This window comes from Nitratireductor sp. ZSWI3 (assembly GCF_024655565.1).
GTDB lineage: Bacteria > Pseudomonadota > Alphaproteobacteria > Rhizobiales > Rhizobiaceae > Nitratireductor.
Genome location: NZ_JANKOF010000023.1, coordinates 1 through 24040, shown reverse-complemented (window position 1 = coordinate 24040; position 24040 = coordinate 1). Strand labels below are relative to the sequence as shown.

Annotated in this window: 29 protein-coding genes; 11 read left to right on the top strand and 18 right to left on the bottom strand. The window is 63.6% G+C overall.

The features are described 5' to 3' along the window. Positions 1 to 21 precede the first annotated feature (21 nt). Positions 22 to 639: a leucyl/phenylalanyl-tRNA--protein transferase gene (aat, locus tag NUU27_RS09835; protein ID WP_257761921.1), complete on the top strand. Its 618-nt coding sequence runs from the start codon at positions 22 to 24 to the stop codon at positions 637 to 639. A 114-nt stretch (positions 640 to 753) separates the two neighbouring features. On the opposite strand, the gene NUU27_RS09830 is transcribed toward aat, so the two are convergent. From NUU27_RS09830 to gatB, 5 genes are all read right to left on the bottom strand, one after another. Next, positions 754 to 1155, bottom strand: coding sequence for a DUF2155 domain-containing protein (locus NUU27_RS09830; RefSeq protein ID WP_257761950.1), 402 nt, complete (start codon positions 1153 to 1155; stop codon positions 754 to 756). Between the two features lie 252 nt (positions 1156 to 1407). After that, entirely contained in the window at positions 1408 to 1806 is a 399-nt protein-coding gene (locus NUU27_RS09825) for an NADH:ubiquinone oxidoreductase subunit NDUFA12 (protein WP_257761920.1), read from the bottom strand. Positions 1807 to 1908: 102 nt separating this feature from the next. Beyond that, positions 1909 to 2382 carry a GNAT family N-acetyltransferase gene (locus tag NUU27_RS09820; RefSeq protein ID WP_374566310.1) on the bottom strand — a complete coding sequence of 158 codons (474 nt, stop codon included), beginning with the start codon at positions 2380 to 2382 and terminating at the stop codon, positions 1909 to 1911. Continuing rightward, on the bottom strand, positions 2373 to 2879 hold the full coding sequence (locus NUU27_RS09815) for an N-acetyltransferase (protein ID WP_257761918.1): 507 nt from the start codon (positions 2877 to 2879) through the stop codon (positions 2373 to 2375). The genes NUU27_RS09820 and NUU27_RS09815 overlap by 10 nt, the downstream gene beginning before the upstream one ends. Beyond that, positions 2872 to 4374 (bottom strand): Asp-tRNA(Asn)/Glu-tRNA(Gln) amidotransferase subunit GatB, encoded by a 1503-nt coding sequence (gene gatB, locus NUU27_RS09810; protein WP_257761917.1) that lies wholly within the window; start codon positions 4372 to 4374, stop codon positions 2872 to 2874. The genes NUU27_RS09815 and gatB overlap by 8 nt, the downstream gene beginning before the upstream one ends. A 273-nt stretch (positions 4375 to 4647) precedes the next feature. Between gatB and NUU27_RS09805 the strand changes: the two genes are divergently transcribed. Beyond that, positions 4648 to 4905 carry a YjhX family toxin gene (locus NUU27_RS09805; RefSeq protein WP_257761916.1) on the top strand — a complete coding sequence of 86 codons (258 nt, stop codon included), beginning with the start codon at positions 4648 to 4650 and terminating at the stop codon, positions 4903 to 4905. 39 nt (positions 4906 to 4944) lie between these two features. Here the strand turns inward: NUU27_RS09805 and NUU27_RS09800 are convergent, their stop codons facing one another. Both NUU27_RS09800 and NUU27_RS09795 read right to left on the bottom strand, forming a co-directional pair. Then, a complete protein-coding gene (locus NUU27_RS09800) occupies positions 4945 to 5376 on the bottom strand; it encodes a CBS domain-containing protein (protein WP_257761915.1) in 432 nt (143 codons plus the stop codon). Positions 5377 to 5454: 78 nt separating this feature from the next. Further along, entirely contained in the window at positions 5455 to 6195 is a 741-nt protein-coding gene (locus NUU27_RS09795; RefSeq protein WP_257761949.1) for a rhomboid family intramembrane serine protease, read from the bottom strand. A gap of 308 nt (positions 6196 to 6503) precedes the next feature. On the opposite strand from NUU27_RS09795, the gene NUU27_RS09790 reads away from it, so the two are divergent. Beyond that, a complete protein-coding gene (locus NUU27_RS09790; protein WP_257761914.1) occupies positions 6504 to 7142 on the top strand; it encodes a PAS domain-containing protein in 639 nt (212 codons plus the stop codon). Between the two features lie 96 nt (positions 7143 to 7238). After that, entirely contained in the window at positions 7239 to 7856 is a 618-nt protein-coding gene (locus NUU27_RS09785) for a PilZ domain-containing protein (RefSeq protein WP_257761913.1), read from the top strand. A 15-nt stretch (positions 7857 to 7871) separates the two neighbouring features. Here NUU27_RS09785 and NUU27_RS25485 read toward each other — a convergent pair whose 3' ends face one another. Together NUU27_RS25485 and NUU27_RS25480 are read right to left on the bottom strand one after the other, a co-directional pair. After that, the gene (locus tag NUU27_RS25485) at positions 7872 to 8135 is read right to left on the bottom strand and encodes a hypothetical protein (RefSeq protein ID WP_308219959.1); all 264 of its coding nucleotides are present in this window, start codon (positions 8133 to 8135) and stop codon (positions 7872 to 7874) included. After that, positions 8136 to 8636 carry a class I SAM-dependent methyltransferase gene (locus NUU27_RS25480; RefSeq protein ID WP_308219958.1) on the bottom strand — a complete coding sequence of 167 codons (501 nt, stop codon included), beginning with the start codon at positions 8634 to 8636 and terminating at the stop codon, positions 8136 to 8138. Positions 8637 to 8867: 231 nt separating this feature from the next. Between NUU27_RS25480 and NUU27_RS09775 the strand changes: the two genes are divergently transcribed. Next, entirely contained in the window at positions 8868 to 9482 is a 615-nt protein-coding gene (locus NUU27_RS09775; protein ID WP_257761912.1) for a transglutaminase-like cysteine peptidase, read from the top strand. A gap of 287 nt (positions 9483 to 9769) precedes the next feature. Here NUU27_RS09775 and NUU27_RS09770 read toward each other — a convergent pair whose 3' ends face one another. After that, complete coding sequence (locus tag NUU27_RS09770; RefSeq protein ID WP_257761911.1) at positions 9770 to 10300, bottom strand: gamma carbonic anhydrase family protein; 531 nt, start codon at positions 10298 to 10300, stop codon at positions 9770 to 9772. Between the two features lie 262 nt (positions 10301 to 10562). Between NUU27_RS09770 and NUU27_RS09765 the strand changes: the two genes are divergently transcribed. Beyond that, a complete protein-coding gene (locus NUU27_RS09765; protein ID WP_257761910.1) occupies positions 10563 to 11273 on the top strand; it encodes a hypothetical protein in 711 nt (236 codons plus the stop codon). Positions 11274 to 11440: 167 nt separating this feature from the next. Here NUU27_RS09765 and NUU27_RS09760 read toward each other — a convergent pair whose 3' ends face one another. Continuing rightward, entirely contained in the window at positions 11441 to 11647 is a 207-nt protein-coding gene (locus NUU27_RS09760) for a DUF3126 family protein (RefSeq protein ID WP_257761909.1), read from the bottom strand. A gap of 155 nt (positions 11648 to 11802) precedes the next feature. Then, on the bottom strand, positions 11803 to 12645 hold the full coding sequence (gene cysE, locus NUU27_RS09755) for a serine O-acetyltransferase (protein WP_257761908.1): 843 nt from the start codon (positions 12643 to 12645) through the stop codon (positions 11803 to 11805). A gap of 108 nt (positions 12646 to 12753) precedes the next feature. On the opposite strand from cysE, the gene NUU27_RS09750 reads away from it, so the two are divergent. Then, positions 12754 to 13554, top strand: a complete 801-nt coding sequence (locus NUU27_RS09750; protein ID WP_257761907.1) for an enoyl-CoA hydratase/isomerase family protein — start codon at positions 12754 to 12756, stop codon at positions 13552 to 13554. 3 nt (positions 13555 to 13557) lie between these two features. On the opposite strand, the gene NUU27_RS09745 is transcribed toward NUU27_RS09750, so the two are convergent. From NUU27_RS09745 to NUU27_RS09730, 4 genes are all read right to left on the bottom strand, one after another. Continuing rightward, positions 13558 to 14424, bottom strand: a complete 867-nt coding sequence (locus NUU27_RS09745; protein WP_374566281.1) for an alpha/beta fold hydrolase — start codon at positions 14422 to 14424, stop codon at positions 13558 to 13560. Beyond that, on the bottom strand, positions 14414 to 15178 hold the full coding sequence (locus NUU27_RS09740; protein ID WP_257761905.1) for an alpha/beta fold hydrolase: 765 nt from the start codon (positions 15176 to 15178) through the stop codon (positions 14414 to 14416). Before NUU27_RS09740 ends, NUU27_RS09745 begins: the two co-directional genes overlap by 11 nt. Positions 15179 to 15213: 35 nt before the next feature. Then, the gene (locus NUU27_RS09735; protein WP_257761904.1) at positions 15214 to 15669 is read right to left on the bottom strand and encodes a DUF192 domain-containing protein; all 456 of its coding nucleotides are present in this window, start codon (positions 15667 to 15669) and stop codon (positions 15214 to 15216) included. Between the two features lie 91 nt (positions 15670 to 15760). Then, entirely contained in the window at positions 15761 to 16357 is a 597-nt protein-coding gene (locus NUU27_RS09730; protein WP_257761948.1) for a cold-shock protein, read from the bottom strand. 226 nt (positions 16358 to 16583) lie between these two features. Here NUU27_RS09730 and NUU27_RS09725 point away from each other — a divergent pair, with 226 nt between their 5' ends. Both NUU27_RS09725 and NUU27_RS09720 read left to right on the top strand, forming a co-directional pair. Further along, positions 16584 to 17024, top strand: coding sequence for a VOC family protein (locus NUU27_RS09725; RefSeq protein ID WP_257761903.1), 441 nt, complete (start codon positions 16584 to 16586; stop codon positions 17022 to 17024). A 193-nt stretch (positions 17025 to 17217) separates the two neighbouring features. Beyond that, complete coding sequence (locus NUU27_RS09720) at positions 17218 to 18750, top strand: acyl-CoA carboxylase subunit beta (protein ID WP_257761902.1); 1533 nt, start codon at positions 17218 to 17220, stop codon at positions 18748 to 18750. 28 nt (positions 18751 to 18778) lie between these two features. On the opposite strand, the gene NUU27_RS09715 is transcribed toward NUU27_RS09720, so the two are convergent. Further along, on the bottom strand, positions 18779 to 19120 hold the full coding sequence (locus NUU27_RS09715; RefSeq protein ID WP_257761901.1) for a hypothetical protein: 342 nt from the start codon (positions 19118 to 19120) through the stop codon (positions 18779 to 18781). Positions 19121 to 19349: 229 nt separating this feature from the next. On the opposite strand from NUU27_RS09715, the gene pncB reads away from it, so the two are divergent. Further along, positions 19350 to 20654, top strand: a complete 1305-nt coding sequence (gene pncB / locus NUU27_RS09710; protein ID WP_257761900.1) for a nicotinate phosphoribosyltransferase — start codon at positions 19350 to 19352, stop codon at positions 20652 to 20654. 65 nt (positions 20655 to 20719) lie between these two features. On the opposite strand, the gene cckA is transcribed toward pncB, so the two are convergent. After that, positions 20720 to 23302, bottom strand: coding sequence for a cell cycle histidine kinase CckA (cckA, locus tag NUU27_RS09705; protein ID WP_257761899.1), 2583 nt, complete (start codon positions 23300 to 23302; stop codon positions 20720 to 20722). A 234-nt stretch (positions 23303 to 23536) separates the two neighbouring features. Here cckA and NUU27_RS09700 point away from each other — a divergent pair. After that, a partial coding sequence (locus tag NUU27_RS09700) for a flagellar biosynthetic protein FliO (RefSeq protein ID WP_257761898.1) occupies positions 23537 to 24040 on the top strand: 504 nt, incomplete at its 3' end.

Here is a 24040-nt window from a genome sequence, read left to right as displayed (position 1 = left end):
GCGCTGAATCCGGTTCGCTCCATGGCACGACCATTCGCCCCAGGGTTCGAGATTCCGCCTGATCTCCTGTTGCGGGCCTATGCCACCGGGGTTTTCCCGATGGCCGAGAGTGCGGTGGATCCGGAAGTGTTCTGGGTGCGGCCGGAGACGCGCGGCATCATCCCGCTCGATGGTTTCCACATTCCCCGCAGTCTCGGCAAGACGCTGCGGCGCAATCCGTTCCGCATCGCGTTCGACACCACGTTCGAGGGTGTCATCGAAGGCTGTGCGGAAGCCCGGGCTGGCAGCGAGGACACCTGGATCAACGAGCCGATCCGCCAGGCCTACGGGCTTCTCTTCGAGAGCGGCCACTGCCACACGGTTGAGGCCTGGGCCGGCGGAGAGCTGGTCGGCGGCCTCTACGGCGTCACCCTCGGACGCGCATTCTTCGGCGAAAGCATGTTCTCGCGCCGCACCGACGCTTCGAAGGTCTGCCTCGTGCATCTTGTGGAACGCCTGCGCGAGCGCGGCTTCGTCTTGCTCGACACGCAGTTCACCACGGCGCATCTCAAGCAATTCGGTGCGATCGACATTCCCCGCAGCCGCTATGAGCAACTGCTGCAGGAGGCCATTCGCGGAGACGCAAGCTTCTTTCCCTAAAGCATTTTGCAGTCAGGTGGAATCACCTGACGTCCTCATAAATGCGGAAAAACAAAGAGATAGAACGGGACAACGTTTCCATGAAACGATGAGCCGGTCTGGATGGCTGCCGGCTCAGTTGGTCTGGTCGGGCGGCGGCACGTCGGAGGATTGCTTGCAGGCTTTCAGCCAGACGTCATAGACGGGGTGCTCGACGGCGTTGAGGCCCGGGCTTTCTGCGAACATCCAGCCGGTGAAGATCCGGCGAATCTCCCGGTCCAGGGTGATTTCGTCCACCTCGACAAAGGCATCGGTACGCGCTTCCTCGGTTTCTGCCGAGGTGTAGCAGACACGCGGCGTCACCTGCAGGGCACCGAACTGCACCGTCTCATCCATATAGACGTCGAAAGAAATGATGCGGCCGGTGATCTTGTCGATGCCGGTGAACTCGGCCACCGGGTTTTTCAGCCGCTCGGCCTGCACCGGCAGGGCCGATGCCATCACCAGGGCTAAAACAGGCAGGAGCACACGCAGCATGCCGCGCTTCTTGTCTTGGGCTGAAATCATGTGGCTCGACACCCGACTCATCCGTGGTTTATCCGGGATACCCCGGCGGAATCGCCGAGTCCATGGAAAGCCTTTGACTGGATCGCGATGATTTTGGATTGAATCAATCCAAAATCATCGCGATCGATTCCAAAAGTGAGAGCGGGATGCAGGCAGAAAACCGCTTCACACTTTTCCTCATCCCGCTCTAGACGGCAATTATGGCAAGAAACGCGTGCGGCGTCAGCCGCCGGGCGTCCAGGCGTCGTAATCGCCGGTGACGCGCGGACGGTCCTGCGGCGTCATCGCAGAGCCCTTCGGCCGGTAGGCCCCCGCCGTTCCGGTGAGGTTCGGCAGATGCGGCTTCTGCCACTCGCGGGGCGTGTAGTTCTCGTTCGCCGGCGCGACGTCGACGCGGTGATGCAGCCAGCCGTGCCAGCCGGGCGGCACCAGCGAGGCATCGGAAATGCCGTTGTAGATCACCCAGCGGCGTGTGCGGCCTTCCGAATCCTTACCGCCTTCGTAATAGACATTGCCGAACTCGTCCTCGCCGACGCGCGTGCCCTTGCGCCAGGTGTGAAAGCGGGTGCCCAGAGTCTGGCCGTTCCACCAGGTAAAGAACTGAAGCAGGAACTTCTTCATGGCTTCCTCTAGTCGCTCGCTGTCATCGTCCGATGTGGCTTCGGCTTGCGTTATGGCGTCCACGAGCCGAGAAGGCAAGGCCCGGATGGCGATGCCCAGACCTCATTTGAGTTTCATCTTGAAGCCGGCATGGCTCTTGGCGAAACCGAGCCGTTCATAGAAGCGATGCGCCCGCTGGCGTGCATTGTTCGACGTCAATTGCACGAGGCGTGCCCCCGCCTCCTCGGCCCTCTCCACGGCATGCCGGACCATCAGCGCGCCGATACCGCGCCCGCGCATGTCTTCACGCGTCTGCACGGCCTCGATGGTCAGGCTCGGCGCACCGCGCCCGCTCATGCTGGTGATGATCGTCGTCTGGAAGGTGCCCACCACCTCGCCGTCGAGCTCGGCGACGAAAAGAGTGTCGTTCGGGCTTTGCCGGATGCGCTCGAACGCCGCAAGATAATCGCCGGCCGCCTCCGGGGCCGTCGTGTCGCCGTGCCCGCCCATCTCATCGGCGGCGAACAAGGAGACGATAGCCGGCACGTCACCGATTTCAGCCTCCCGAATGGTGACGGCCGCGTTCGTCAAAGAGATTTCCCCAGAATCAGCGCCGGCATGCCCGAGGCGTCGGTGCCGCAATTGCCCGTCTCGCCGATGCGCGAGAAGCCATGCATCGCATAGAAGCGAAGCGCCCCTTCATTGGCTTCCTCGACCTCCAGCCTGATGTCGCGCGCCTCGGGAAAGCTCGCTTCGATCTCGCCAAGCAGGGCCGTTCCGATGCCTTGTCCCTGGCAGGCGGGCCGGACATAGAGCTGCCGCAGCATCACCGTCCTGCCGCCGTCCTCGGCGCAGGCGAAAGCCGTTCCGCCCAGCGCGGTCCCATTGTCGGCGACGAGGAACTCGGAATTGGGGTTGTCGAGCCGCACTTCCAGAGCGCGAAGGCTGTGCCAATCATCGGTGATCTGCGTCACCCGGGTAGCGCCGTAGACCGCATCGTAGGTATCGTGCCAGGTCTCCACCAGAAGCGCGCGGATCGCCGGCAGGTCCCGGCGCCCCGCGGTTCTGACGAAATAGCCGTCCGCACTACTCATCGATGCCGAGCTTCTCCTTGACCAGCGCGTTGACGGCCTGGGGATTGGCCTTCCCGCCCGTCGCCTTCATTACCTGTCCGACGAACCAGCCGGCCAGCGTCGGCTTGGCCTTGGCCTGCTCGACCTTGTCGGGATTGGCGGCGATCACCTCATCGACAGCCTTTTCGATGGCGCCGGTGTCGGTGACCTGCTTCAGGCCGCGCTCCTCGACGATCCGGCGCGGATCCCCGCCCTCGGAAAGCACGATCTCAAACAGGTCCTTGGCGATCTTGCCCGATATCGTCCCTTCCTTGATGAGGTCGATGACCGCACCGAGTTGATCAGGCGAAACGGACGTGTTTTCAATATCCTGCCCGGCCTTGTTCAAGGCTCCCAGAAGATCGTTGATCACCCAGTTGGCGGCAGTCTTGCCGTCGCGCCCCTCGGCGACCTTCTCGAAATATTCGGCCGTCGCCTTTTCGGCGATCAGCACGGAAGCGTCGTATTCGGAAAGACCATAGGCCTTGATGAAGCGGGCCTTCTTCTCGTCCGGCAGTTCGGTCAGGCCGGCGGCAAGAGCGTCCACATAGGCCTGGTCGAACTCCAGCGGCACGAGATCCGGATCGGGGAAGTAGCGATAGTCGTGTGCCTCTTCCTTGGAGCGCATCGAACGCGTCTCCCCCTTGACCGGATCGAAGAGGCGCGTTTCCTGGTCGATGCTGCCGCCGTCTTCCAGGATCGCGATCTGCCTGCGCGCCTCCGATTCGATCGACTGCCCGACGAAACGGATCGAGTTGACGTTCTTGATCTCGCATCGTGTGCCGAAGGCGCCGCCGGGGCGGCGGACGGAAACGTTCACATCGGCGCGCATGGAGCCTTCGTCCATGTTGCCGTCGCATGTGCCGAGATAGCGCAGGATGGTGCGCAGCTTCGTCAGGAAGGCCTTCGCCTCGTCGGCCGAGCGGATGTCGGGCTTGGACACGATCTCCATCAGCGCCACGCCGGACCGGTTCAGATCCACATAGGACATGGTCGGATGCTGGTCGTGCATCGACTTGCCGGCATCCTGCTCGAGATGCAGCCGCTCGATCCCGACCTCGATCTCCTCGAAGGAACCGTCCTTGGCCGGGCCAACGGAGACGGTGACCTTGCCCTCGCCGACGATCGGCTGCTTGTACTGGGAGATCTGGTAGCCCTGCGGCAGGTCGGGATAAAAGTAGTTCTTCCGATCGAACACGGAGCGATGGTTGATCTGCGCCTTCAAGCCGAGGCCGGTGCGGATCGCCTGTTTCACGCACTCCTCGTTGATCACCGGCAGCATGCCGGGCATGGCCGCGTCGACCAGCGAGACATTCGCATTGGGCGCCGCACCGAATGCGGTCGAAGCGCCGGAGAACAGCTTCGATTCGGACGTCACCTGGGCGTGGATTTCCATGCCGACGATGATTTCCCAGTCGCCGGTAGCGCCGGAGATGAAACGCTTGGGATCGGGCGTGCGCGTGTCGATGATTGTCATGGGCCGTGCGGTCGGATTGTTCGAGATTGGACTGCGCATTGGCTAGACCAATCGTCCATCCGTGGCAAGCCGAGCGTCTTTATTCCGCCAGGACTTTGCGCTAAGAAACACGCCTCGATTGGAGTTTTCATGTCCACCAGCTTTGAGTCCCGCTGAGGCCCCGGCCTGTTTTACGTCAGGATCGGGGCGAGAAAACCTTGAGCCACGTGCTGCCGACAGGCAGCGCGGCGTTTCATGTCGGCCGCTGGCCGACGGTTTTCCCAGGACTTCAAAATGGACATTTCACGCGCGGAACAGCGCATCCTGCACATCTTGGCGCAGGGTGGCCGGATCGACGTCGAGAAGGACGATCGCGGCAACATCATCGAACTTTCTTGCATGACACGCGACGGCTGGAGCTATCCCGGCCTGGATCTCGATCTTTTCCGCAAGATCAAACGCAAGCGCGCCATCCAGTCGCGCAACAGCGGTCCGTATCGCATCACGCGACGCGGGCTCGAGCTGGTGCGTTCGCAACTCGACAACCGTTGAGGAAAAGAGGCTGCCCGCAGGGGCAGCCTCGCCTTGGCTTCAGGCGGTGGCGATGTAGGTTCGGATGTCTTCCGCTTCGCGCTCGACTTCCTGAATGCGCTTCTTCACGACATCGCCGATGGAGATGATGCCGGCGATGCGGCCCTCATGTTCGACCGGGAGATGGCGGAACCGGCGCTCGGTCATGATCTGCATGACCTCGTTCACCGTATGATGCTCCTTGCAGCGGTGCACCTTCGGCGTCATCACCGCCGAAACGAGCTGATAGAGCGCGGCAGCGCCCTCCTGGCCCACGGCCCGTACGATATCGCGCTCGGAAAGGATTCCTGCTATCCGGCCGTCATCCTGTGTCACGACGACGGCACCGATACCACGATCAGCTAAAAGCTTTGCAGCCTCGGCGAGGCTCCTGTCGGGGCTGATCGTCACCACGTCACGCCCCTTGGAATCGAGAATGGCCTTAACCGTCATGGCAGTCTCCTCTTTCCATACACGCGACAATGTTGCGCCGAGCCCTCACCGTTTGCAAGCCCATCGCAAGGCGTCCGCTCACGGCCGCCCGGGCGCGCCGGCAGCCGCGTCACCATGGGGCCTGTCGAACAGGCGAATGCCGAGGAAACCCAGCAGAAATCCGCCGATATGCGCTTCCCAGGCGATTTGCGGCGCGCCGGCCGACGCTCCGATCCCGAGCCCCGTCACCAGATTGACCACCATCCAGACCGCCAGGAAAACCAGCACCGTGCGCGATCTCAAAACTGCGGAGAACGGCAGGACGGGCCCGGCGAAGGATGGCTTGGGCTGGCGGCGATCGACACGGAAGGCGAACCGTGCGGCCGCTCCCATCATCGCCGAGATGGACCCGGACGCGCCGACCAGCGGTGCCGCCGACGTCGGATGGAGAACAAAATGGAGAGCCACGGCAGCCAGTGCGCCGGCCACCCAGAAAAGAACGAAACGCAGCGTGCCGATGCGGTTGGCGAGCGGTGAACCGAAGGCGGCGAGCCAGATCATGTTGACCAGGAGATGCGCCATGCTGCCGTGCAGGAGGGAGTAGGCGACGGGGCTGACAAAGGCAAACAGATCCAGCGGATACGGCCCGGTGTAGCGGATCGGCAGGAACGCAAAACGCACGGTGAGCCAGAGCTGTCCCTGCAACCCCAGCCACAGGCTCTGCACGAGATAGATCGCGATGCAGGCGAACCCGAAGGCGACCACAGCCGGCGCGAGATTGAAGACGGGCTCCCGCCCCTGCCCCCCGTCATCGTCCTTAGACGTTTCCTGGGGCTCCATATCGGCCGGCGGCGAGGCGTTCTGATCGTCGTCATAGCTCATGGCCCTCGGTAGCAGAGGCCGCGGCAAGAAAAAAGCCGTACAGGGATGACGAACGTCCCGCCGTCGAGCGTTGCGGCGCGCCCGGTTCACCGGCGGCCGCTCCTCAGCCGGCCCTTAAGGCTTTCTTAACCTTAACGGCACTGCCGCGTGAACAACCGGGGCCTGCCTGGCACGCAATCTGCACCCATCCACATGTCGCTATTGAAAACGCCTTCGCCTGTCCGCCTATGGGACAGGCCCGGGCCGCAAGCAAGGAGCCGAGAGGCATGAAACAGGACGGATCTGTCGCACTGTTCCAATATTGGAACAGGTTGCGTGGCAATCGCCCGGCGCCCAAGCGCACCGAGGTCGAGCCTGCGGACATCAAGACGCTGCTGGCGGACACGTTCATTCTGGAAAAGGACGCGCGTGGCGAAGCCGTGTTCCGCCTCGCCGGCACCCGCCTGTGCGCCATCTTCGGCAAGGAGCTGAAAGGACTGTCCTTTGCCTCGCTGTGGGCCGGCCGCGACCAGACCGTTGCCGGCAAGCTGGCGCGCAGCGCCTTCGACGCGAAATCCGTCGTCACCTTCTGCTTCGAGGGACACACCGCGAAAGACGACGCGGTGAGCTTCGAACTCCTTCTTCTGCCGCTCGACGGCGGCATCGAAAGTCCGCGCGCGCTCGGCTCCCTGATCCCCTGCGAGCGGCCCTTCTGGCTCGGCGCCGAAGCGGTCGTCGAATGCCGTATGACATCGCTGCGAATCATCGATCCGGACCGCGATCCGGTGTTCGTGGCCGATCGGCCGTCGGTGACCGTGCCTCCCCTGGCGCCCAACGGGCGCTCCATCACCGACAGCCTGATCGAGCCCGGCCAGGGTCGCCGGTTTCGCCACCTCGTGGTGTTCGAGGGCGGCCGGTCCGACTGAGGTCGTTTCTTACCGCTTGTTAACCGCCACGGTGTAATCTTGAACCGCCCTTTCAAGGTTGCCGGCTCCACCGGCGCGAGGGCACGGAAGAGGACGATGTCAGCGGCAATCACCCCGGCTCCCCTGCAAAGCGAGCGACGCAATTTTCAGCGCGTCCGGGTGACGATCTACGGCCGCTTCATGCTCGAGGACCGCACCGAGCATGCGTGCCGCGTGACCGACATGTCGCCCGGCAACGCCTCGCTCGTCGCCGATCGCTCCGGACGCGCCGGCGAAAAGGTGATCGCCTATCTCGACCATATCGGACGCATCGAAGGGATGATCTCCCGGACGCATGAAGATGGCTTCGCCATGACCATCTCCGCCTCCGAGCGCAAGCGCGACAAGCTTGCGGCACAGCTCACCTGGCTCGCCAACAAGCATGAGCTCGACCTGCCGGAAGACCGCCGGCACGAGCGCATCACGCCGCGCAACCCAATCAGCACGCTGCGCCTGCCGGACGGGCGCCAATATCGCTGCCGGATCATCGACCTGTCGCTTTCCGGAGCCGCCGTCGAGAGCGACGTGCGTCCCGAAAAGGGTGCCCAGGTGCATCTGGGGACGCTGCGCGGCCAGGTGGTCCGTCACTTCGACGACGGCATCGCCATAGAATTCGCCAGCATCCAGGATCGGCAGGCGCTCGACGCCGAGTTCTCGCTGCAGCCGGACGCCTGATCCGAGCGCCCCACCTCAAGGGCCCGCCAGGCGCCCCACGGGAATGATTTCACGCGACCGTTGGTGGAAAACCGCCCCCGTCCAGTCCCCCAGCCATTCGTCGACGACAAGCCCCGCCTCCCCCATCAGCCTTGCAAGCACATGGCGCGGCGTGTAGCGTATGCGTGCGCTCGCCGAGAAGACCTCGCCGGTCCGCAGAATCCGATAGCCGTTCTCATAGGTCAGAATTCCGCGTGCGTCGTCATAGGCGGATTCGTTCCATGCCTCGACCATCCCCAACTATGGATGCTCGTCAAGATGCAGGGTCTCGTCCCTGCTGCGAGTCTTGCGCCCCGGAAAGTCTGGATTTCGGCTGTCGAAGACAAACCTGCCCGCTGGCTGAAGATGCGCGGCTATGGTCTGGAAAACGGCCGATTGGTCCTTGTCGTCCAAGAAGACCTGAAAACTGTGCCCGGTCATCACGATGAGGTCGAAGCGCTGATCCAGCCTCACCGAACGGGCGTCCCCGACCAGCCATCGAACCCGGTCCCCGCCCGGTCGCGCCCGCGCGATGTCGAGCATGGCGGATGCCGGATCAATGCCGACCACCATCCTGTCGGCCGCCAGTTCGGCGGCCAATGCACCGGTCCCGCAACCGAGATCCAGGATCGACGTAGCATCCTGCGCCAGCCTTCGGCAGAATGCGAAGTCGTCCCTGTCCGTCCCGCGCATGTCATAGAAGCGGGCGAGCTCCGCCTCTCCATAAAGCCGCTCCACGGCTCCTCCTGTCGCTTCAGTCAATCGAGCCCCTCCATCACTGCCTTCAACGGAATCCGAAACGACCGCCGCTCGACTCGTCCGGAAGTCGCTAAAATTTTAGGAAAATTCGACTCGAATTAAAATCAAAAGAAATTCAGTTTTTATATTTGTTTTCCGAAAATAGATCTCGAATTTAGGCAAAGTTATACTTCGAGATTTTGCCTCGGATAAATCCGGCCATGTCATTGTCTCCGCAAACGGGGAGACAAGTCGATGGGGACTTCAACCATTCTGCGGCTTATCGGAGCTGCGACGGCACTGCTGGTTTCGCTCGGGGTCGGTGCCCATGCCGCGCCGAGTTACATGAAGACGGGCGGTTTGACCACGCAGCCGATCGGTCATTACGAACTGTGTCAGCGTCTTCCTTCCGAATGCCGGCAGACGACCGACAACCCACGCCCCGTTGCGCTGACCCGCTCGCTCTGGAACATCCTGGTCGACGTCAACAACGCGGTCAACACCGCCGTCATGCCGCGCACGGATGCGGAAATGTGGGGCGTCGAGGAGTATTGGTCCTATCCTGACACGTTCGGCGATTGCGAGGATTATGTGCTCGAGAAGCGTCGGCTGCTGATCAATGCCGGCGTACCGGCAGGCAACCTGCTCATCACCGTCGTGCGGCAGCCCAATGGCGACGGCCACGCCGTCCTGACGGTCGTCACCGACATGGGCGACTACATCCTCGACAATCTGGAAGCCCGCGTCCTCGTGTGGACGGATACGGACTACACCTACCTGAAGCGGCAGTCGGCCGCGAGCTCGGGCAAGTGGGTGAGCGTCAATGACGGCCGCGCGATCGCCGTCGGCAGCGTTTCCTCCAATCGCTGAAGCATCTTGCAATCGAAGGACATGTCCTGCCATCCGCATGAATGCGCACAATCAGAGAGTTGGACAGGTTCATCGCCCCCCTGGAACGATGAGCCTGCCTGAAACAGGAGATCTGGCGCGCCTTGGCGGGCGTCCGTCGCGATCACCGAAGAAACGGGCCTGATCGTCCGGCCGGCGCAACGCCGCGGTGATCGCCCGACACGGGACACCCGGTCGAGTCCCCACCTCCCCGTCCCCAACGACCGGGTTCAGGAGCCGGCCCAGCCTCTGGGTCGGCTCCGCCTCCTTCACGGGACCGGCTTCAGGCCCGTTATGAAGCGGCGGGCATTTTCCACATAATGCTCTGCAGAGAGCCGCAACCCCGCTTCAGCGGCCTCATCGAGGGTTCGCACCACCTTGGCCGGCGAGCCGACGATGAGGGAATTGTCGGGAAATTCTTTGCCCTCGGTGACGAGTGCCCCCGCGCCGACCAGCGAGTTCCTGCCGATGCGGGCGCCGTTGAGGACGATCGCCCCCATTCCGATCAGCGTGTTCTCGCCGATCGTGCAGCCATGCAGGATGGCCCGGTGCCCCACCGTGCAGCCCGCTTCGACCGTCAAGGGAAAGCCCTTGTCGGTGTGCAGCACGCAATGCTCCTGGATGTTGCTGCCTTCACCGATCTCGATCGGCTCATTGTCGCCGCGCAGCACTGCGCCGAACCAGATGCCGGCATTGCGGGCCAGCCGGACGCGGCCGATGAGCGAGGCGTCCGGTGCGATCCAGTTGCTTTCCGGATCATCGAGAACTGGGCGCGCACCGGCGAGTTCATAGATGGGCATTTGCGATATCCTCTCCGCTGGATGCCGCCACCCTACAGCATGAGATCCGGAGTTCGGAACCGGTTTTCCCCAAGCATTCGGCCCGCCATGGCGAATCTCCTCGGGCTTGCGGGGTCGCTCCACCGGCAATTTTTACCGCCCGTTTACCATGTTGCCGCAAGGGTCGATCGGGGAATTGCAGATCGGGGAGCTGATTCTCGATCCGCCGTGTCGGATGCGGCTTGCGAGGGCGAAGGTGGCAGCGGAAGCAGGAACCGTCGGTATGGAGCCGGATCGAAGGGCGTTACGCCCGCGTTTCGCGCTGCGCTTCTCCCAGGCCTGCTTTCTGCTTTTGCTGATCTCCGCTGTCCTTGCCGCAGGCGGAAAATGGCTGGGGCAAACGCTGGCGACCGGCGGACACAGCGACTCCACCGAGATCAAGGAAATCGTCATCGGCAACGACGTTCTCTCCGTCCCGGCCAATGCGATCCGTTTCGAGAACGCACGGCGCGACGGCGTCGCCCGCCGCCTCGACCTTTATCTCCGCTGGCCCGAGCTCGGCGGCTACCGGCAGGCGACCCGCGACGATTTCAATCATGTCGACGGCTCGCGCCGGCTCGTCTTCCTGTCCATCGAAGAGCGGTTGATGTCGCGCGACATGAGCGGCCGTTTCGCCCCGATCTACAAGCGTCTCATCGAACCGAACGGCGTTGCCGGGCCGAACGGCATCGTTTTCCATCGCTTCAGGAAGGATGCGGGCTACGGCGACGAGGTGCTTGCCGTCGCCGCAGGGAGCGACGCCGCCCCGCCATTCGTGGCCCGTTGCCTCAGCGGGCAAGCCGCACGGGAATCCCTCGCGCCTTGCGAGCGCGATGTGGCGATCGGCCGGAATCTCAGCCTGACCTATCGCTTTCCAGCCGCTCTTCTCGGAGATTGGCGGCAACTGGACCGGGCCATACGCGGGAAGGCGGCATCCTACCTGAGAACCGAGTGACGGCGCCGATGATCCCACCTGACGCTCTGACGTCAGCTACGATTATTGGCCTCCCCAAACGCGCACCCGAGGCCAACATAAAGAAAGAGCCCTGAGATCAGCATCGATCTCCAGGGCTCCATCGGTTCTCGATCAGCAAGACAACACCGAACGGGCGGCCGCCTTGGCTAAAGATCGATGTCGAGAATGGCCATCGAGAAATTGTAGGAGAGTTCTCCCTCGTCCTCATCCTTGAAGATGATGCCGAGGAACTCGTCGCCCACGTAAACCTCGCAGGAATCTTCCTTGCGCGGGCGCGCCTTCACCGACAGGGCCGGATTGTTGAAGGTGCGCTTGAAATAAGCTTCGAGCTTTCTGATTTCTTCGGGCTTCAAGAAACGTCTCCGATGGCTTTGGCAATGGAACGGGGCTTCTGGCACGGGCCCCGCCAAGATGTAAACCCTCAAAGGAGATATCGCCCCTGAAGCGGCGACAGGTCAACAGGGTTTCCCGCAGACCCGAGCCGCGCCAAGACGGCCAGGCGGTCGGCTCAAGCCTCCTCGCCGCCGTGCAGTATCTGATCCATGGAGCGGGAAGGCTCGCGGCAGCCCGACTCGCCCACCACCCTTGCCGGCACGCCCGCAACGGTCTTGTTCGGGGGAATGGAGGTCAGCAGAACGGAGCCCGCCGCCACCCGTGCGCAATGGCCGACCTCGATGTTGCCGAGGATCTTGGCGCCGGCGCCGATCAGAACGCCATGCCGGATCTTCGGATGCCGGTCACCCGTCTCCTTGCCGGTACCGCCCAGCGTGACGGCGTGCAGCATCGACACATTGTCCTCCACGACCGCGGTCTCGCCGATCACGACACCGGTCGCGTGGTCGATGAAGATCCCCTTGCCGAGACGCGCGGCCGGGTTGATGTCCGTCTGGAACACGGCGGAGGAGCGGCTTTGCAGATACAGCGCAAAATCCCTGCGTCCCTGCTTCCACAGCCAATGCGCCAGGCGATGCGTCTGGATGGCATGGAAGCCCTTGAAGTAAAGCACCGGCATGATGAACCGGTCGCACGCCGGATCGCGATCGTAATAGGCCTGGATGTCGACCCGCACGGTGCTGCGCCATTCCGGCTCGTCGACCAGCATCAGATGGAAGGTCTGCCGGATCAGGTCCGCTCCCATGTCGGGATGGTCCAGCCGTTCGGCGACGCGATGAATGACGGCGCTTTCCAGATTGTCGTGGTTCAGCACCGTCGCATAGAGGAATGCCGCCAGCAGCGGATCGTTGGCGACGGCCGCCTCCGCCTCGCTGCGCACGGCGCGCCAGATCGGATCGACCGGCTGGGGCATGTCCTTGGTGATGCTGCTTTCCTGAACCGCGTTGCGGGCAGCCATGGGCGATCTCCGACAGAGCTTGGAACTTGCGTTGCGCAAAAACATACGCCAGAAGCCATTTCAATTGAACCGAAAAAACCTTGACCTTCGTTGCAGGGATATTGATCCATGGCCGCCGACATGCCGGCACAAGAGCGCGGCTTCTCCGTCTCGACCGACGACCGCATCGTCCGCCTGAGGCTCGAGCGGCCGCACAAGAGGAACGCCGTCACCCGCGCCATGTGGCAGGACCTGGCCGAAACCGTCGAGCGGATCGGCAACGACGAGGCGGCCCGGGTGATCGTCGTCAGCGGCGCCGGCGATCACTTCTGCGCAGGGGCCGACATCGCCGAATTCGAGACGGTGCGCCGCGACGCAGAGACGGCACGCGCCTACGAGGCTCTGAACGCGGCCGCCTTCGCCGCCCTGCGCAACTGCCGCAAGCCGACGCTGGCGGCGATCTCCGGTGTCTGTTTTGGTGGAGGGTTCGGCCTCGCGGCGGCCTGCGATCTGCGCATCGCCACGCCGGACGCCAGGTTCGCCGTGCCCGCGGCGCGTCTCGGCCTTGCCTACCCGGTCGAGGCGATGGGCGATATCGTCGCCGGTGTCGGCGCCCAGATGGCGCGTTATCTCACCTTCAGCGGCGCGAGCATCGACGCGCAGCGGGCGCTCGATTGCGGCTTTCTGCTCGAAATTGTCGAGGCGAGCGCACTTGAGGCTCGTGTCGCCGAGATCGCCGGCCTGCTCGCCGGCGCCGCTCCCCTGTCGATCCGCGCCTCGAAGGCCGCCATCGCAGCCGCTCTGACGGGCCGGCAGGACGATGCGGCGCGCGCCCAGGCGCTGGGCGACGAGACGTTCGAGAGCGCCGATTACGCCGAGGGCCGGGCGGCCTTTCACGAGCGGCGCACCGCCAGATTCATCGGCAGATGAGCGTCAGGCCGCCTGGTCGCGGCTCAGGAATTTGAGGATTTCCGCCGCGAAGACGTCGTTGCGGTCGCCGGCGACCATGTGGCCCGCACCGCCGACATCGACATAGGAAGCGGAAGGGGCCAGCGAAACGAATTCGCGCGCATGCTCTTCCTGGACCAGCTCCGAGCGCATGCCGCGCACGAGCAGCACCGGAAGATGCAGTTGCGGCAGTCCGGCCATCAACTCCTGCATCAGCGCCTCCGCACCGCGGTTGATGTTCTGCGCCCCCTTGATGAAAGCCGGATCCCAATGCCAGCGGTAGCGCCCGTCTTCACCGCGGCGCAGGTTCTTGCGCAGCCCCTCCAGAGAGCGGCGCGGCGCCCGGTGCGGCAGATAGGCCGCAATCGCCCCGGCAGCCTCCTCGAGCGAGCCGAACCCCTCCTCCATGCGCTCGCTCATGAAACCCTGGATCTTGTCGACGCCCTGGGGATCGAGGCGCGGCGTGATGTCCACCAGGATAAGCGCTTCAAGCAGCGGGCCGCCCTGCATTTCCGCGGTCAGCGCGGCAAGGCCGCCCAGCGACGCGCCGACGGCCGACGGGCGGAGGTGGAAACGCTCCTGAACCTGCCTGATGACGGCCGCGGCGTCTTCGCCGTAATGGCGAAAACCGTAATTCCCGCTCTCCACCCAGGCGCTTTCGCCATGGCCGCGCTGGTCGATCGAGATCGCCCGCATCCCCTGGCGCGCCACTTCCCGTGCCGTCGCGTCCCAGGCGCGCCGCGTCTGGCCGCCGCCATGCAGGAAGATCACCGGCTGCCCGCCGCCGTCCCACAGGTCGGCGGCCAGCCGGTTGCCCTCGGCGCCGACGAAGGATGTTGCCTTACGCTCCATCAAGCGGATGCTCCTCCAAAAAGGCCAGCGCCCTTGCCTTGAAGCTGCGGTCGCCGACGGCCAGCATATGGTCGCGCCGTTCGATCGCGAAGGCCGCGCCGTTCGGCAGCAGCGCCGCCAGCATGTCGGGAGAGCCTGCGATGTCGTCGCGTGTGCCGACCGCCACGAGTGTCGGCTGCTCGATGCTTGCGACCTGGACCTGCGAGAGCAGCTCGCGCGACGTCGCGATGCAGGCTGCCAGCGCCTCGCGGTCGCTTTTCGTCTGGTCGGCGAATTTGCGGAACATCTGCCCGCGCTCGGAGGTGATGGCAGCCGGATCGGGCGCCAGCAGCGCCTCGGCGATCTCATCCCATTCGCCGACGCCGTCGATCATGCCGATGCCGAGCCCGCCAAAGATCAGGGTCGCGACCTTTTCCGGATGCTCCAGCGCGAGGAAGGCCGAAATCCTTGCGCCCATGGAATATCCCATGACATGCGCACGGGCGATGCCGAGATGGTCGAGCAAGGCAGCAGCATCGCCGGCCATTCTGCTCGGGGTGTAGTCGGCCTTCTCATGGCTCTTGGAGGATCGGCCGTGACCGCGATTGTCGAGTGCGATGACGCGGAAACCCGCATCCCGCAACGTCTTCACCCAGCCGGGCGCGACCCAGTTCACGAAATGCGTGGATGCGAAGCCATGGATCAGAAGGATCGGGTCGCCCTCGCCTTCGTCGATGAAGGCCAGCTCGAAACCGTCGTGGGAGAAAAACTGCATGCCGACTGGAAAAGCCTGTTGGGAACGATGGGAAATTACCGGCCGGCAGGCGCCTCGATGCGCGGATGGCGCAGACGATCGCCGACCTCGATCCCCGATTTCTGCGCAGTTCCGGCCACAAGTTCAAGCACGAACTGGGATTCGACGTCCGGTGAGATCGATTCGGTGGAAAACGGGACGCCCTTGCCGATCGCGCGGACGACGCCGTCGGCCCCGATAAACAGGAGATCGAGCGGCAACGGCGTGTTTTGCATCCAGAACCCCTGCCGGCTTTCGGCGGGGAAGATGAAGAGCATCCCGCGATCGTCCGGCATGGACTGGCGGAACATCAGGCCGCGCTGACGTTCGGACGCCTCGTCGGCGATCTCGATGCGGAACTGCCTCTCGCCGGCCGCGGTCTCGATGACCAGTGGATCGGGATCGACCGGCAGGCGCATGACGGTGGTTTGCGCGGCCGCACCCAAGACGCCGGCGAACAGGAAGAGCGGCACGAAAGCCGCCCGGGCCCACCTGCAAGCGGCTGCGAAGGCAAGACTGGCACGAGAAATCATGGGCACACCATCGACGACAGGAAGGCGCCGCTCAATGCGCAGCCGCCAGAGTGCCCTTATCCGGATAGATTTCGGCGGCCATAAGACCTTTCTCGCCGCGACCGAAGCGGACGAGGACCACCTGCCCCGGCCTCAGTTCGGTGACGCCGTAACGGCGCAGCGTCTCCATATGGACGAAGATGTCCTCGGTCCCCTCGCCGCGCGTGAGAAACCCGAATCCCTTGGTCCTGTTGAACCACTTCACAAGGGCCCGCTCCAGCCCGCTCTCGGGAGTCACGGTCACATGTGTGCGCGGAGCCTGGTCCTCGACCGGATGAGCGGCCGTCGACAGATCGATGGAGATGACCTTGAACGCCTGCAGCCCCTTGTCTCCCTGGCGGGCCAGGCATTCGACCCGCGCACCTTCGAGCGCGGTCTGGAAGCCGTCCTTGCGCAGACAGGTCACGTGCAGCAGCACATCACCATGTTCCTCTTCGTCCGGCAGGACAAAACCATAACCTTTGGCGACATCAAACCATTTGATCGCGCCGGAAATCTCGATAAGCTCCCCACCGTCCTTGGCGTCGTCTTCGTGCGTCGCCAGGTCGCTCGCCCCATATCCCCTGGTTGCCGAGGACTTGTCTTCCATCCCGATAAGCCTTTTTTCAAGTCCGCCCGACTCACTGTCGAGATTCAGGATAACATTCGCGCTTTGTGCCATAGCAAGACCCAGTTTCCGATTTTCAACAAAAGGTGCAAACACTGGGATTTGAAGGAGTTCAGCGCGTTTGAACAATCGATTAACGGTCACCATAGACAGTCGGCAAGGGTAGACGTCCGGCATCATTTACGTAAACAAGACAGCGAGGAAGAACATGCGTTACCTGCACACAATGGTCCGCGTTAAGGATCTCGACGAAGCGCTCGATTTTTACTGCGATAAGCTTGGACTCATCGAGACGCGTCGCTCCAGCAACGAAAAGGGACGCTACACGCTGGTCTTTTTGGCAGCTCCGGAAGACAAGACGCGCGGCGAGAACGAACAGGCGCCGCTGGTCGAGCTGACCTACAATTGGGATCCCGAGGACTATCAGGGCGGGCGCAATTTCGGTCACCTTGCCTATGAGGTCGACGACATCTACGCGCTTTGCGAGACCCTGATGAAGAAGGGCGTGACGATCAACCGTCCGCCCCGCGACGGACGCATGGCCTTCGTGCGTTCGCCGGACGGCATTTCGATCGAGCTCTTGCAGAAGGGCGAGGCCAAGGCCCCGGCAGAGCCCTGGGCATCGATGGAGAATACCGGAAGCTGGTGATCCTTGATTGGCCGGCGCGGCTCGCCGTTTGCGCGGACGCGCCGGCGTGCTAAAGCATTTTGCAGTCAGGTGGGATCACCTGACGACCGCATAAATGCGGAAAAACAATGAGATAGAACGGTTCATCGTTTCCGTGAAACGATGAACCGTTCCAACAGCGGTAACAGCACCATCGCCAACGGGGGAGACACGCATGAAGGAAGTGCTTCTCGAACTGGAACGCCGCCGTGCCGTCGCACGCGAGGGCGGCGGACAGAAGCGCATCGACGCGCAGCACGCCAAGGGCAAGCTGACGGCGCGCGAGCGCATCGAGACGTTTCTCGACGAGGGCACTTTCGAAGAGTTTGACATGTTCGTCGAACATCGTTCGACGGATTTCGGCATGGAGAAGACGCGCATCGCCGGCGACGGCGTGGTGACCGGTTGGGGAACGGTCAACGGGCGCACCGTGTTCGTGTTCGCCAAGGATTTTACGGTTTTCGGCGGCTCCCTGTCCGAAGCCCATGCCGAAAAGGTCGTCAAGGTCCAGGAAATGGCGCTGAAGAACCGGGCGCCGATCATCGGCTTCTACGATGCCGGCGGCGCCCGCATCCAGGAGGGCGTGGCGGCGCTGGGCGGCTATGCCGAGATCTTCCAGCGCAACGTTCTGGCCTCGGGCGTCATCCCGCAGATTTCGGTCATCATGGGGCCTTGCGCCGGCGGCGACGTCTATTCGCCGGCGATGACGGATTTCATCTTCATGGTGCGCGACACCTCCTACATGTTCGTCACCGGACCGGATGTGGTGAAGACGGTCACCAACGAGACGGTGACGGCGGAGGAGCTCGGCGGCGCTTCGGTCCACACGGTGAAGTCTTCGATCGCCGACGGCGCCTATGACAACGACATCGAGGCGCTCCTGCAGATGCGCCGGCTGATCGACTTCCTGCCCACCTCCAACACGACCGAGATTCCGGAGGTGGAGTGCTATCAGTCCGTCGCCGACAAGGATTTTTCGCTCGACCGGCTCGTGCCCGACAATGCGAACAAGCCCTACGACATCAAGGAACTGATCCTGAAAACCTGCGACGAGGCGGATTTCTTCGAGATCCAGTCTTCATTCGCCAGGAACATCGTCACTGGCTTCGGCCGCATCGAAGGCCGGACGGTGGGCTTCGTCGCCAACCAGCCGATGGTGCTGGCCGGCGTGCTGGATTCCGACGCCTCGCGCAAGGCCGCCCGCTTCGTCCGCTTCTGCGACTGCTTCAACATCCCGCTCGTGACCTTCGTGGACGTGCCCGGTTTCCTGCCCGGCACGGCTCAGGAGTATGGCGGCCTGATCAAGCACGGCGCGAAGCTGCTTTTCGCCTATGCGGAAGCGACCGTGCCGAAAATCACCGTCATCACCCGCAAGGCCTTTGGCGGCGCCTACGACGTGATGGCCTCGAAGCACCTGCGCGGCGACATAAACTACGCCTGGCCGTCGGCGCAGATCGCCGTGATGGGCGCCAAGGGCGCGGTGGAGATCATCTTCCGCAAGGACATCGACGATCCGCAGAAGATCGCCGCGCACACCAAAATGTATGAAGACCGTTTTCTGTCGCCCTTCGTGGCCGCCGAGCGCGGTTATGTGGACGAGGTGATCATGCCGCATTCCACCCGTCAGCGCGTCGCGCGGGCTCTGCGCATGCTTCGCAACAAGGATCTGCAGAATCCCTGGAAGAAGCACGACAACATCCCGTTGTGACCGGCCGGCAAGCCGAACCAGGGCAACCTCAGTAGCTGCGCGGCGGCACGAACAGGCAGATCGTCCGGGAATCGTCCTTTCCCGCGACCGAGCACCAGTGAAAGACGCCGTCCGGCGAATTCTTCACCCGATCATCGGCATAACCGATGATCTCGCCGGTGACCTCGATCAGATAGCCTTCCGGTATCTCCGAAACGGCCGCATCCTTCACCTCGCGGCAATCCCGGTCCGAACAGCAGGCATAGGGATAACGCCATCCCGACGCGGCTTCGTGGGCCAAGGCCGTCTGATGCTGGCCGGACAGGAAGATTGTGAGAACCAGGGCGCCCGCAAACGCCCGAAACAGTGGAACGGACCCTGAGCTGGACATGATCGTCTCCTCGGATCTCCTCCCGTTGAAGAGTGTTCGCCCGAATGGTTAACGGAACGTTAAGCGCGTTAACGCAATTTAAAGCGCTCCCTTCGCCGTTGCTGCGTTCCCTTGCTGCCTCCCCTTGCTGCCTCCCCTTGCTACCTCATTGACAAACGCCCCTCTCCCGGTGTCGTCTGCCTCTCCTGAAACAAGCGCTGCGGCGCAACCTGCAGGATCGACCCGAGACATGCCGAAGACGGATATCGCGCGACGCGTATACAACCACACCTGGAAGCTCGATCCGATCTGCCGCAGCCTGCTCGACACGGATTTCTACAAGCTCCTCATGCTGCAGATGATCTGGGGTCTCTATCCCAAGGTCGATGCGACCTTCTCGCTGATCAACCGGAACAAGAAGGTTCTTCTGGCCGAGGAGATCGATGAGGGCGAGTTGCGGGAACAACTCGACCATGCCCGCGCCATCCGCTTCGGCAAGAAGGAGATGATCTGGCTCGCCGGTAACACGTTCTACGGCCGCAAGCAGATTTTCCAGCCGGAGTTCCTGAACTGGCTGGCCGATTTTCGCCTTCCCGAATACGAGCTGACGCGCCGCGGCGGACAGTACGAGCTGCATTTCCACGGCCGCTGGATGGAAACCACGATGTGGGAGATTCCGGCGCTCGCCATCATCAATGAGCTGCGCTCGAGGGCCGCCATGCGCTCGCTCGGCCCCTTCGCGCTCGATGTTCTCTACGCGCGCGCCAAGGCCAAGGTCTGGTCGAAGGTGGAGCGCCTGAAGAAGCTCCCGGACATCAGGATTTCCGACTTCGGCACCCGCCGCAGGCATTCGTTTCTCTGGCAGCGCTGGTGCGTTGAGGCGCTCAAGGAGGGCATCGGGGACGCCTTCACCGGTACGTCGAACGTCCTGTTGGCCATGGACACCGACCTGGAGGCACTCGGCACCAACGCTCACGAGTTGCCGATGGTGCTGGCGGCGCTCGCCGACACCGAGGCTGAATTGCGCGAGGCGCCCTATCGGGTGCTGCAGGACTGGCAAAGCTATTACGGCGGCAACCTGCTGATCGTCCTGCCGGACTCCTTCGGTACGGAATCGTTCCTGCGCGATGCGCCGCCCTGGGTGGCGGACTGGACCGGCTTCCGGCCCGACAGCGCCCCGCCCATCGAGGGCGGCGAACGGATCATGAAGTTCTGGCGCCGGCACGGCAAGGATCCGCGCGACAAGCTGCTGATCTTCTCCGACGGCCTCGACGTCGACACGATTGAACGCACCTACCGCCACTTCGACGGCAAGGTGCGGATGGCGTTCGGCTGGGGCACCAACCTGACCAATGATTTCGAGGACTGCGCGCCGCGCGAGATCGATGGCCTGAAAGCCATCTCGCTTGTCTGCAAGGTCAGCGAAGCGAACGGAAGGCCGGCCGTGAAACTATCCGACAATCCCGAGAAGGCCACCGGCGACCCTGCCGAGATCGAGCGCTACCTGAAGATTTTCGGGGCCGAAAACCGGGTGCGCCGCGCCGTTTCCGTCTAGAGCATTTTGCAGTCAGGTGGAATCACCTGACGTCCGCATAAATGCGGAAAACCAGTCTGAAACCGTCAGTCGGCTTCCAGCATTTCCTTGACGACTGTCGCCAACTGCTTGAGCGAGAAGGGTTTTGGCAGGAAGCCGAACTGCGCATCCTCGGGAAGGTTCTTGGCGAAGGCATCCTCGGCATAGCCCGACACGAAGATGAACTTGATGTCGGGCTGCATCTTCCGCAATTCGCCAAGCAGGGTCGGCCCATCCATTTCCGGCATGACGACGTCCGAGACGACGATATCGACCTTGCCGTCGAGGGCGTTGAAGACCTCCAGCGCCTCGGCGCCCGAACTTGCCTCATGCACCTCATAGCCGCGCGATGAGAGCGCGCGCACGCTGCCCATGCGGACCGCATCCTCGTCCTCGACGAGAAGCACGCGCGCGGAGCCGGAAAGGTCGCGGCTTTCTTCCTTGGCCCGGCGCGCCTGCTCCTCGGCCGCGCCGTTGGTCTCGGCGGCCTTCTCGGCTTCCGTCGGGATGTGGCGCGGCAGGAAGATGCGGAACGTCGTGCCCTTGCCCACCTCGGAATCGCAGAAGATGAAGCCGCCCGTCTGCTTGACGATGCCATACACCATCGACAGGCCGAGGCCGGTCCCCTTGCCCACTTCCTTCGTCGTGAAGAACGGCTCGAAGATCTTCTTGATCGTTTCCGGCTCGATACCGCTGCCGGTGTCCTCCACCTCGACGACGACATAGTCCGCGGCGGTGAGCTCGCGGTAGGGGAACCCGGCGCATTCATCGGACGCGACGTTTCTGGTCCTGACCGTCAACGCGCCGCCGTCGGGCATCGCGTCACGCGCGTTCACCGCCAGATTGACGATCACCTGCTCGAACTGGCCGATATCCGCCTTCACCGGCCACAGGTCGCGGCCGTGCTCGACCGTCAGCCCGATGTCGTTGCCGACCAGCCGCGCCAGCAGCATGCGCAGATCCGCCAGCACATCCGTCAGGTTGAGCACCTCCGGCCTGAGCGTCTGGCGCCGCGAGAACGCGAGCAGTTGCCGCACCAGTGAAGCCGCCCGGTTTGCGTTTTGCTTGATGTTCATGATGTCCGGGAACGACGGATCGGACGGGCGATGGTTGGTCAGGAGCAGATCGGACGCCATGATGATGGCGGTCAGCACGTTGTTGAAATCGTGCGCGATACCGCCGGCCAGCTGGCCCACCGCCTGCATCTTCTGGCTCTGCGCCATCTGCGCCTCGAGAGCCTTCTGCTCGGTGGTCTCGACGGCATAGACGATGGCCGCCTCCTCGGCGCCCTCGCCGCCCGCATGGTCGACCACCGGGCTGACATAGAAGCGCACATGCCGCTCCGCGTCGTCGGGCAGGACCGTATCGATGGGCGCGATCTCAGCCTGCCGCTGCTTGGCGCGCTCCAGCGCCAGGGCGAAGGCCTCGCGGTCCCGCTCGTGGATGACCGTGTCGAGCCTGATGTGCCGCTCGACGGCGCCGCTGTCGACGACGCGCGAGAACAGCGACAGGAACGGCGCGTTGGTGCGCAGGATCCGCCCTTCGTGATCCACCGAGGCAATGGCCATCGGCGTGGAGTTGAAGAAGCGGGTGAAGCGGACTTCCGACGCACGCAGATCCGCCGAGGCGTCCTCGCCGTGGCTGCGGTTGAGGACGATGGTCCGCGTCGGGGCCGCCGATCCGTCGCGGCTCGACGTCACCCGGTGCATGAAACGCACGGGCAGGACCTCCCCCTCCATGGTCGACAGGTCGAGATCGATCACCGCGTTGCGCGCCGTGCCCGGCTCGGCCTTGACCGCGTTGATGAGCGCCATGCCGTCGCCGGCGACGATCTGCGGCAGCCGCACTGCGCCCGGCACGAAATTGGCAAGATCGATCCCCAGCCACTCCGCGAGCGTCGCGTTGATGTAGGTGACGCGCCCGTCCGGATCGGCGGCGAAGAAGCCGGCCGGCGCGTGATCCAGATGATCGATCGCCTTCTGCAAATCGAGGAAGAAGCGCTCCTGTTCGGCGCGCTCCGTGGAAATGTCGGCGATCTGCCATGCCGATACGGGCTGGCGGTGGCCCGGCAGCTTGAAGATGCGCGCCCAGGCCCGGTACCAGCGGGCACCAAGCTCGGCACCGGGCCGGATCGACCGCGCCAGGCGAAACTCGCCATCGCCCGCCCGCCCGTCGCGCAGGCCTGCCGCCAGCCGCTCGACGATCGGCGCGGCCTCCGGATTGTCGGAGAGCAGGCTGTCGACCGTCTTGACGTCGGCGACCGAGGTTGCGCCGGTCATCTGGGCATAAGCGTTATTGGCATAAAGGATGCGCCCTTTCGCATCGGCGACGACGAGGCCTTCCTCCATGGAATCGACGAACGCCCGCGACAGCTCGCTACCCGCCGAGCGAGGCGCCACCTGGACGAAGCCGATCGCCGTGGCGAACAGGAACCCGACGCCGATCATCGCCAGCATTCCCAGAATGCCGAGCAGGAACGGGTCCCCCAGCCTGTCGCGGAAAACCGAGAACGCGATTGCCGATACGGTCAGAACCGCGATGAAGATGATGAGCCGCGTGATGGCTCCGGGACGCGAGCTCTGGTCAATGATAGGTGCCGCGTGGATCTCTCCGCCAGTTTGCTTGGCCATGCGTTTCCCGTCTGTCGAGCCCAATCGTCGCCGGGTTCTTGCGCAGACCCGATCCGTTCCGGATATATCAGGGCACCCGCCATCTGCAAGCGGACACCGGTAATCCAACGGCAAATCGGCCTTGATTGTGCGCGAAATGGCAAAGACGGTTAAGGGATAAGCGGCTCAGGCGGGTTGCCGCCCCGTGACACTGCGCCTACTGTGTCGGGATTGAGCTTTTTTTGGAGCGATTCAATGCGCGGTCTGCTGGTCGACATCTTCGGGGAGGCATATGCTGAGGCGGCGTTCTGGGTTGTTGTTCTTGTCGCAGTTGCAATTCTGCTCTGGGTTATCCTGCGCATCACCCGGGGAATGACCCCGGGGACCTTCATTTCCGGCGCGCGTGGCCGCCAGCCACGTCTGGCCGTGACCGATGCGACACCCGTCGACAATCACCGGCGCCTGGTGCTCGTGCGCCGTGACGATGTCGAACATCTGATCCTCATCGGCGGGCCAAGCGACGTGGTGGTCGAGAGCAACATTCGGGCGTTCGAGCCGGCGGAGCAGGCTTCGGCCCATTCGCCGGCCGAAAAGGCCGAAAGGAAGGCACCCGCCGTGCCCGCGCCGACTGCGGCGCCGGCGGCCGGACCGAGACCGGCAAGGCCTGCCGAGCCGCAACCACGTCCGGCACCGGCACGCCCCGCTGCGCCACCGGCCGCCGAGCCGCAGGTGCCGCCGGACCGCGCTCCCGAGGCGTGG

Bases quoted from the DNA above. Each gene is read 5' to 3' on its own strand.
- NUU27_RS09790 (WP_257761914.1), top strand. From the start codon at position 6,504: ATGAAACAGGACGGATCTGTCGCACTGTTCCAATATTGGAACAGGTTG.
- NUU27_RS09830 (WP_257761950.1), bottom strand. From the start codon at position 1,155: ATGCTGCGTGTGCTCCTGCCTGTTTTAGCCCTGGTGATGGCATCGGCC.
- NUU27_RS09745 (WP_374566281.1), bottom strand. From the start codon at position 14,424: ATGGAGCGTAAGGCAACATCCTTCGTCGGCGCCGAGGGCAACCGGCTG.
- NUU27_RS09775 (WP_257761912.1), top strand. From the start codon at position 8,868: ATGGGGACTTCAACCATTCTGCGGCTTATCGGAGCTGCGACGGCACTG.
- NUU27_RS09815 (WP_257761918.1), bottom strand. From the start codon at position 2,879: ATGAGTAGTGCGGACGGCTATTTCGTCAGAACCGCGGGGCGCCGGGAC.
- aat (WP_257761921.1), top strand. From the start codon at position 22: ATGGCACGACCATTCGCCCCAGGGTTCGAGATTCCGCCTGATCTCCTG.
- NUU27_RS09795 (WP_257761949.1), bottom strand. From the start codon at position 6,195: ATGGAGCCCCAGGAAACGTCTAAGGACGATGACGGGGGGCAGGGGCGG.
- NUU27_RS09770 (WP_257761911.1), bottom strand. From the start codon at position 10,300: ATGCCCATCTATGAACTCGCCGGTGCGCGCCCAGTTCTCGATGATCCG.
- NUU27_RS09825 (WP_257761920.1), bottom strand. From the start codon at position 1,806: ATGAAGAAGTTCCTGCTTCAGTTCTTTACCTGGTGGAACGGCCAGACT.
- NUU27_RS09750 (WP_257761907.1), top strand. From the start codon at position 12,754: ATGGCCGCCGACATGCCGGCACAAGAGCGCGGCTTCTCCGTCTCGACC.
- pncB (WP_257761900.1), top strand. From the start codon at position 19,350: ATGCCGAAGACGGATATCGCGCGACGCGTATACAACCACACCTGGAAG.
- NUU27_RS09785 (WP_257761913.1), top strand. From the start codon at position 7,239: ATGTCAGCGGCAATCACCCCGGCTCCCCTGCAAAGCGAGCGACGCAAT.
- NUU27_RS09800 (WP_257761915.1), bottom strand. From the start codon at position 5,376: ATGACGGTTAAGGCCATTCTCGATTCCAAGGGGCGTGACGTGGTGACG.
- NUU27_RS09805 (WP_257761916.1), top strand. From the start codon at position 4,648: ATGGACATTTCACGCGCGGAACAGCGCATCCTGCACATCTTGGCGCAG.
- NUU27_RS09725 (WP_257761903.1), top strand. From the start codon at position 16,584: ATGCGTTACCTGCACACAATGGTCCGCGTTAAGGATCTCGACGAAGCG.
- NUU27_RS09715 (WP_257761901.1), bottom strand. From the start codon at position 19,120: ATGTCCAGCTCAGGGTCCGTTCCACTGTTTCGGGCGTTTGCGGGCGCC.
- NUU27_RS09740 (WP_257761905.1), bottom strand. From the start codon at position 15,178: ATGCAGTTTTTCTCCCACGACGGTTTCGAGCTGGCCTTCATCGACGAA.
- NUU27_RS09765 (WP_257761910.1), top strand. From the start codon at position 10,563: ATGGAGCCGGATCGAAGGGCGTTACGCCCGCGTTTCGCGCTGCGCTTC.
- NUU27_RS09720 (WP_257761902.1), top strand. From the start codon at position 17,218: ATGAAGGAAGTGCTTCTCGAACTGGAACGCCGCCGTGCCGTCGCACGC.
- NUU27_RS09730 (WP_257761948.1), bottom strand. From the start codon at position 16,357: ATGGAAGACAAGTCCTCGGCAACCAGGGGATATGGGGCGAGCGACCTG.
- gatB (WP_257761917.1), bottom strand. From the start codon at position 4,374: ATGACAATCATCGACACGCGCACGCCCGATCCCAAGCGTTTCATCTCC.
- cysE (WP_257761908.1), bottom strand. From the start codon at position 12,645: ATGGCTGCCCGCAACGCGGTTCAGGAAAGCAGCATCACCAAGGACATG.
- cckA (WP_257761899.1), bottom strand. From the start codon at position 23,302: ATGGCCAAGCAAACTGGCGGAGAGATCCACGCGGCACCTATCATTGAC.